Below are 7,266 nucleotides of genomic sequence, written 5' to 3'. Positions count from 1 at the left end.
GACGAATTAAGTACTGCAAACAAGAAGTTACATTTTCATTTTACGTAAAATTTTCAAAAAAGTATTGACCCTAACACTATGTCATAGTGTAATATAAAAATAGAGTTTGATTATATTGACAAAAACTCATAGCCGGCGGAGTGTCAGACAATAGTGATAGCTCTAAAATCAAAGTTGGAGGTACCGCAATGAAAACAATAAAACAAGTTTCGGATCTAACAGGAATAAGTGTACGCATGCTACATTACTACGATAAAATCGGATTGTTAAAACCAAGTAAATTCACAGACTCAGGTTACAGACTTTATAACAACAAAGCTCTTGAAACCTTGCAGCAGATTTTATTTTTCAAAGAGCTTGATATACCTTTGAAAGAAGTAAAAGAAATCATGGTTAGTCCCAACTTTGATAAAATGGAGGCGCTAGAAAATCAAAAAAAGCTGCTTATGTTAAAGCGCAACAAATTAAATGATTTAATAGAGCTTATAAATAAAACATTAAAAGGAGAAAGCACAATGAGTTTTAAAGAATTTGATATGAGTGAATATTTTAATGCATTGGAAGAGTTAAAAAAAGAACATGAAGATAAGATAATTAAAGCTTATGGCAGCGTAGACAAATATAATGAATTTATTGAAAAATGTAAATCTAGGGAAGATGAAATTGCTAAAAGTGCTATAAAGCAATATGGAAGTATTGAAAAATATGCTAAAGCTATAAAGAAAAATTTTAATAGTGATATATTAACTAAAGCAGAACAAATTGATAAGTTTAAAAAAGATTGTCTTTATGATAATCATTCTAAATTAAAAGAACTATATAAAAAACTTGTAGCTGATTTGAACAAAAATCCTTCTTCAAAGGAAATTCAACAAATTGCTGGTGAAATAACTAATACAGCTAAAAAAGATTATGAAGCTTTTAAAACTAATATGGGAGACTATTATTGGTACGCTATGGTACAACTTTACTTGGTATTTCCTAAGTGGATAGAAGAAGTTGATAAGAAATATGGAAGTGGTGCGTCTAAATTTATTGGAAAAGCTTTAAAAATTTATTTGGGAGATTATGAGCCTAAAATAGAAACACTATATAAAAAGCTTGTATCTGATTTAAGTAAAGCTCCTTATTCAGAGGAGATTCAAGAAATTGTTGAAGAAATTGCAAATGAGACCCAAAAACAGAATGAGACTTTAAAAATAGATGCGGGAGAAAATTATTTGGGGTATATGGCAGATTTTTATTTATCAAAGCCTGAATTTATCAAAGCAACAGATAAAAGATATGGAAATGGTACATCTAAATTTATTGGAGAAGCTTTAAAATTTTATGCTGAAAATAATAAATAATAAATTAAAAATTATTAAAAGGGTATGTTAAGCGGATGATAATAGGCTAAATACACTATATGACATACTATAAAAAAGCACTTATAAAAAGTGCTTTTTTAGTTCACATTAATTTATTTTTGCATATTTGCGTGATGTCATAATTGATAAAATATACAGGATATGGCTTTTATGAAAAATCTGAATTTAAAAGCTTAAATAATCCTGAGAGATTTATAATCTATTACTGAAGCCACAAAGCTAACGCATAAATTGTGTCATGAGCAGTCTTCCACCCATTACAATTAACAATACAGCCATAGTTAATTTCAAATATTTATTAAGAACATCCTGCTTAAATTTTGCAAGAATTTTAGGCCCGAGGTATGAACCCAGCAATGTACCAATTAAAAGCATTATAACATACTTCCAGTCAATAATTCCGATACTTAAATGCATAAACAGGCCAATAGCGGATGTACCTGTCAGAACATAAATAGAGGTTCCTACTACTTTAATCATGGGAAGTCCTAAAATAAGCAATCCTGATACAATTGGACCGCCGCCGCTCAATCCAACAATTCCCACCATCAGACCACTGATTAACCCAAAAACAATTGTAATCAACTTTCCATATTTCTCAACATTGGAAGATTTTTTAGGATACAAGAATTTATACATAATCTGAAGTCCCAGGACAAAAATGATAATACCTGTAATATACATATAAATTTTTTCAGGAATATATGGTGACAATAAGCTTCCAACAACTGTTCCAACAGCACCATATATTAAAATTTTATTTCCGGCCTTGAGATCAACATTTCCCTGCTTATAATGACTATATGCTCCCATAATCATGGAAGGAATCATAGTAGCCAGGGATGTACTTGCTGCCATGGCAGGACTCATATGAAACATGGTAGTCAAAATACCAATATATATCGAACCACCGCCACCTCCCATAGATACAACAAAAATTCCAACAATCAAACCTGCCAGCGATAATAAGATGAGCATTATTCAACTACTTCCTTTTTTCATACTTTAATTTTACATAACTTTTACATAGAAAATGCTTTTCAATTTCTCTCAACAAATCAGGATAATAAAATCCAGCCTTTAAATTTAATACTGCATCCAATGCATAAACTGTCAATGTATAATCATGTACCCCTCCTCTTGGTCTTGGTCCAACATATCGCTGCGTTACATTTTCTTTCTCATCATATGGTTCAAGACTTGAAATATAGCTATTTGTTCCTTGTAAAAACAGCTGTCTTTGACTGGCATTTTCCTCAATTTCTACAGCTGATTGTGCTGTTATTTGAATATTTGCAGCCAGCCAGTGAATCCATGAAAACCCAATAATAGGAACTGTATCATGGTCAATTAACGAAAATGCAATTGAAGTTGCACCTTGGGGAATATTTGTTACTTTAAAAGGAAATGAAATTAAATTTTTATCGTGATATTTCTGTATGGCAGCAGCATTTACCCCATATTTGTCAGGTAATGCGGAACCTGAAAAAGGAAATTCAATTTTCATTATTAGACCTTCTCTCTATAAACTAATATAATTAGATTATATACTTTTATAGTTAATTTGTAAACTAAATAAAAACATGATATTCTTAATTTAAATCATTGAACTGGCAGGTGTACAAAAATGACAAAAAAAAGAGAACTTTCAAAAGAAAAAGTCCTAAACAAAGCTATGGATATTGCTGAAAATGAAGGCTTGAATTTATTAACTTTCCAAAAATTATCACAATCCCTGAATATTAAACCGCCATCCTTATACAACTACTTCAGAAACCTGGATGAATTAAAAATAACAATCGGCAGTATTTTTTTTAATAGACTGGAAGCTGTCCTCTATGAAAATTTACTTGGATTATCCGGAAAGAATGCTATTAAAGTATTTTGTTCAACAATTCGTAATTACAGCCTGAAGCATCCTAAGCTGGCAATGGTTATTTTAATAGTTCCACAATATGAACATCAATCTATTATTTATCAATCTTCATTAAAAATTATCAAGATGTTTGAACAGCTTCTCAGTTTTACCGGCAGACCAAAACCAGAATTGCTTATGCTCTCAAGAAGCATCCGCAGTGCAGTTTTAGGATTTATTTTACTGGAACTCTCAGGATACTTTGAAAATAAAATGGCCAACAAAGATGACAGCTTCAAAACAATGCTGGATATAAATCTATCTCCACTTCCATAGTCAATACTAAGATGCCACCTATTGTCAAATTATAATTTTTATCATTAAAACCATTAATCACTTTAACCAATAAGCTGGTCGAACTAGTATCCTTGGTAGTTTTGTATTAGAATCCCCCTTAGCTGTATTGAGCTGAGCTTGTGTAACAAAAATACTATTTGTGAGATTGGCCCCGCTGAGGTCGGTATCCCTTAAATCAGCTCCTATTAAATCAGCTCCGCTCAAATCCACCCCTCTAAGGTTTGCTGCAATAAGACACGCTCCCCTCAAGTCTGCACCTCTAAGATTGGTTTTTCTCAAGTCTGCACCAAAATAATCTAATCTATGAGAGTTAGTATTCTGATTTGCCGAAAGAGTATTTTTCCTTTTATGCGCTTTACTACGTATCATTTCACTGGTATCTTTAAGCAAAACATTAACCTTTATTCTATGAGCTTCCAGATTCAGTTCTAATAAAGAATCAGCCCCAAGATGTGTAAGCTGTTCAGTATTATCTAAAATCAAGCTTATATTCTCTTTAACATGGTGGTCTGTCTGCAGATTAAATGCTTCTGATAGATACCATATCATTTCATGAAGTTGCCTCATAACTAAAAACACGCCAAACATTTGCTTTGCAGTCTCGGGATTCTTTCTCCAGTCATATCCAGAATACGTAACTTGGGAAACTTTTTGGCCTGCTCCAAAGCAGTGATAAGCAGTGCACCCTTTAAGCCCCTTCTTCCTAAGATTTTTGTGAACAGAACACTTAAAATCAGATTGTAAGTTTATACAGGGCTTACCAGCCGATTTATTCGTTGGGAAACCCTCGGAAGCTGAAAAGTATAGTGCTACACAGCATAATCCAAAACATTTTTTACAATCAATTCTCAGTTCTTTATTACGTCTATCTTCATACATATGTATCATATTATTTACCTCATATTAGAAAAATACAAATAATTTTTACTTTTAAATTATAACATATACAGAATGTATTTTAACATCTATATGATACTTACATTACAAAAAATTATTTATATGTATAATATCAATGGATACAAAAAATAGTAGCTCCTATGGAAAAATGGCTGCTACTATTTTTTATTTATATTTTGCAATAATATTTAACAATCTTCTTTAAAATATAAATTAGATTTTTAGTTTCTGCCAATATTCGCAAACTGCCATATAGAAAGTATAAACATAAATACTCCTACCATAGTAACAATGCAAATAGACAAATTTGCATTTATATCGGTCTTTGTTTGATAAGCCAGTCCATAAAAAGACTGCAGTGCATGTGTAGCTGGAAATATACGTCCCAGCCACATAAACGATTTTGGCAGCATAGATGCTGGAAACATAATACCACTTAAAAGCAATGACGGTAAAAATATTATCATGGAAAACATAGTTGAAAAAGATTGATCACGTGCAATTACACCAATAAATAAACCAATCCCTATACTGGCAAATAAAAACACTATCAAAACAGTAAAATAATATCCAGAAGAATTGGGAATATTCGAATGGAATATAACAGGTGCAGCTATATAAATAATTACGGATACCAAAAGTAAATGGATAAAAGCACTAAACGCATGAATTGACAGCACCGCTGCACCAGGTATTCCATTAACTTTGAAAGCACGCAGAGTTCCTGATTCCCTCATTTTCACTATTGGTGTAGGAGAACCCATAATTGAACCCATCGTTACAGCAAAAATTGTCATTGTTGCTGCAAGTGTTGTTTTCATCAGTGGATTAATAGATGAAAGAACCGAACCCATTACAAAGAAAAATAAAAGTGGTACAAGATAAAAATGCATGAGAGTACCCTTATCCCTCAAATCCATTTTCAACTGAATCCAAAGATATTTAATGAAAGCTTTCATTAATTTTCAACTCCTTCCACAAGCTCAAGAAATCGTTCTTCAATGGTTGGCCTTTCTACACGTAAATCTTCAATTGTATCCCCTGCGTCTTTCACTTTTTTTAGCATTTCTAAAATTGAAGACTCTATATCCTCACTTTTCCATTCAAGATAACCTTCCTTGGTTTTGATAAATTTTGCTTCTCCAATATTTGTACCAGGTAATAAAGACCCTTTATTTGTACGCAAACGTATACTAGTTTGTTTATTGCCAGCTGATTTCACTTGTTCAGTTGTTCCACAAACTGCTAATCTACCGTGTATTATAATAGCTATGCGGTCACATAATTTTTCAACCTCGGCCATATCATGGGTTGCCAGCAACACAGTAATTCCCTGGGATTTAATAGAGAGTATTTCTTCATGAAGCTGTGCTCTGCTCTGTACATCGAGTCCTGCTGTAGGTTCATCCAGAACAACAACATCTGGATTGTTTATCAATGCAAGAGCAAGATGTAAGTGTCTTTTTTGCCCAGTAGATAATTTTCCATACTGCTTTTTCAATAAATTTTCAATTCGAAATTTTTTAATTAATTTAGAGCATTCAGATAATCCATGCCAGGCACCTATAAGTGATATTGCCTCACCAACAAGAATGCTGTCAGGAAGCGATGAGGATTGAAGTTGAACACCCAATTTATTTCGAAGTTTTCTTTCATCTGCCTCAGGATCACATCCAGCTACCCTAATCTTACCACCATCTGATTTACGTATACCTTCCAAACATTCAAGTGTGGTAGTCTTTCCAGCACCATTGGGGCCTAAAATTCCAAATACCTCACCCTTTTTAACCTCAATATCCAAACCATTTACTGCAGTAAATGAGCCATATCGTTTTACAAGGCCCTTAATTAAGATTATAGATTCATCCATCTTTACCCACCTCCATTTCTGAGAATTGAATATTATTCTTACGAAAATACACATAAAGTGCATTTATTAAAAAATGTTCAATGGCATCCTTTAAATTTGTAGTGTTTTCAGGCCAATTTTTTATGTCCCTACCTGCATAAAGAAGTGACTTAAGCAGATTGGTATCGCCTGCAGTAAATTGATTCACCATTTTCCACCAATCTTTTGCTAATTTCTGACCTTCACTACCTAAAGGATCTGCTCCTTTACGATATAGATCATTTAATCGTGTAAAGATATCTTTGTATTCTTCCATATACTCGCGGTATTTTTCTGGTGAATAAAAACGCCTTGCCAGATTTTTTAACTGCTCATCACCAAAATATCGAATTACAAATGTGTACGGATTCCCTTGATTCATTTGTTCCATAATGAACATAAGTTTTTCAAAGCTTATTTCTTTGCCAATTTTAATCTCATCAATAACCTCATTAAGCATATTTACGATTTTATTTAAATTTGTAATCTGCCCAATTAGAATTTTTCGCTGATTGGTAAATATTTGTTCGAATCCTAAAGAAGTCCGCTGTTTTAATATCTTGTTTTTGATTTGTTTCAATGAAAATCCCAGCGATTTTAAGAATAAAATCTGCTGGAGTTTAATGATATCGTCAAGCTTATAAATTCTATGTCCACCTTCATTGAAACCAGCTTTTAATAGGCCTATTTTATCATAATATTGCAGTGTTCTTACAGTAACACCAACTTTTTTTGCCAGTTCACCAACCGTAATGAAATCTTCTCTGAAATCTTTCACATATATCCCTCCCCTCCTGACAATATTTATTATATTATATAACGCAACGTAGCTAGCAAGAGGTTTTTAATATTTTTTCGTAAAATGAAAATGTAACTTCTTGTTTGCAGTACTTAATTCG

The 7,266-nt window shown here is 32.5% G+C and carries 8 protein-coding genes; 2 read left to right on the top strand and 6 right to left on the bottom strand.

From position 1 onward, the window contains the following. The first annotated feature begins 188 nt into the window (after positions 1-188). On the top strand, positions 189-1,349 hold the full coding sequence (locus AB8U03_RS17840; RefSeq protein ID WP_369705898.1) for a MerR family transcriptional regulator: 1,161 nt from the start codon (positions 189-191) through the stop codon (positions 1,347-1,349). Positions 1,350-1,589: 240 nt separating this feature from the next. Here the strand turns inward: AB8U03_RS17840 and AB8U03_RS17835 are convergent, their stop codons facing one another. Both AB8U03_RS17835 and AB8U03_RS17830 read right to left on the bottom strand, forming a co-directional pair. After that, complete coding sequence (locus AB8U03_RS17835) at positions 1,590-2,348, bottom strand: sulfite exporter TauE/SafE family protein (RefSeq protein WP_369705897.1); 759 nt, start codon at positions 2,346-2,348, stop codon at positions 1,590-1,592. Between the two features lie 7 nt (positions 2,349-2,355). After that, complete coding sequence (locus AB8U03_RS17830) at positions 2,356-2,877, bottom strand: YbhB/YbcL family Raf kinase inhibitor-like protein (RefSeq protein ID WP_369705896.1); 522 nt, start codon at positions 2,875-2,877, stop codon at positions 2,356-2,358. 120 nt (positions 2,878-2,997) lie between these two features. Here AB8U03_RS17830 and AB8U03_RS17825 point away from each other — a divergent pair, with 120 nt between their 5' ends. Continuing rightward, the gene (locus tag AB8U03_RS17825) at positions 2,998-3,561 is read left to right on the top strand and encodes a TetR/AcrR family transcriptional regulator (protein ID WP_369705895.1); all 564 of its coding nucleotides are present in this window, start codon (positions 2,998-3,000) and stop codon (positions 3,559-3,561) included. 57 nt (positions 3,562-3,618) lie between these two features. On the opposite strand, the gene AB8U03_RS17820 is transcribed toward AB8U03_RS17825, so the two are convergent. The 4 genes from AB8U03_RS17820 to AB8U03_RS17805 form a co-directional block, all read right to left on the bottom strand. After that, positions 3,619-4,470 carry a pentapeptide repeat-containing protein gene (locus AB8U03_RS17820; RefSeq protein WP_369705894.1) on the bottom strand — a complete coding sequence of 284 codons (852 nt, stop codon included), beginning with the start codon at positions 4,468-4,470 and terminating at the stop codon, positions 3,619-3,621. A gap of 230 nt (positions 4,471-4,700) precedes the next feature. Continuing rightward, on the bottom strand, positions 4,701-5,438 hold the full coding sequence (locus tag AB8U03_RS17815; RefSeq protein WP_369705893.1) for an ABC transporter permease: 738 nt from the start codon (positions 5,436-5,438) through the stop codon (positions 4,701-4,703). Continuing rightward, a complete protein-coding gene (locus AB8U03_RS17810) occupies positions 5,438-6,349 on the bottom strand; it encodes an ABC transporter ATP-binding protein (protein ID WP_369705892.1) in 912 nt (303 codons plus the stop codon). Before AB8U03_RS17810 ends, AB8U03_RS17815 begins: the two co-directional genes overlap by 1 nt. Further along, on the bottom strand, positions 6,342-7,145 hold the full coding sequence (locus AB8U03_RS17805) for a MerR family transcriptional regulator (protein WP_369705891.1): 804 nt from the start codon (positions 7,143-7,145) through the stop codon (positions 6,342-6,344). The genes AB8U03_RS17810 and AB8U03_RS17805 overlap by 8 nt, the downstream gene beginning before the upstream one ends. Positions 7,146-7,266: the final 121 nt, after the last annotated feature.

Source organism: Clostridium moutaii (genome assembly GCF_041205085.1).
Classification (GTDB): Bacteria; Bacillota; Clostridia; order Clostridiales; family Clostridiaceae; genus Clostridium_B; species Clostridium_B moutaii.
The sequence above is the reverse complement of the archived record's forward strand: the minus strand, read 5'-3'. Positions and strand labels throughout refer to the sequence as shown.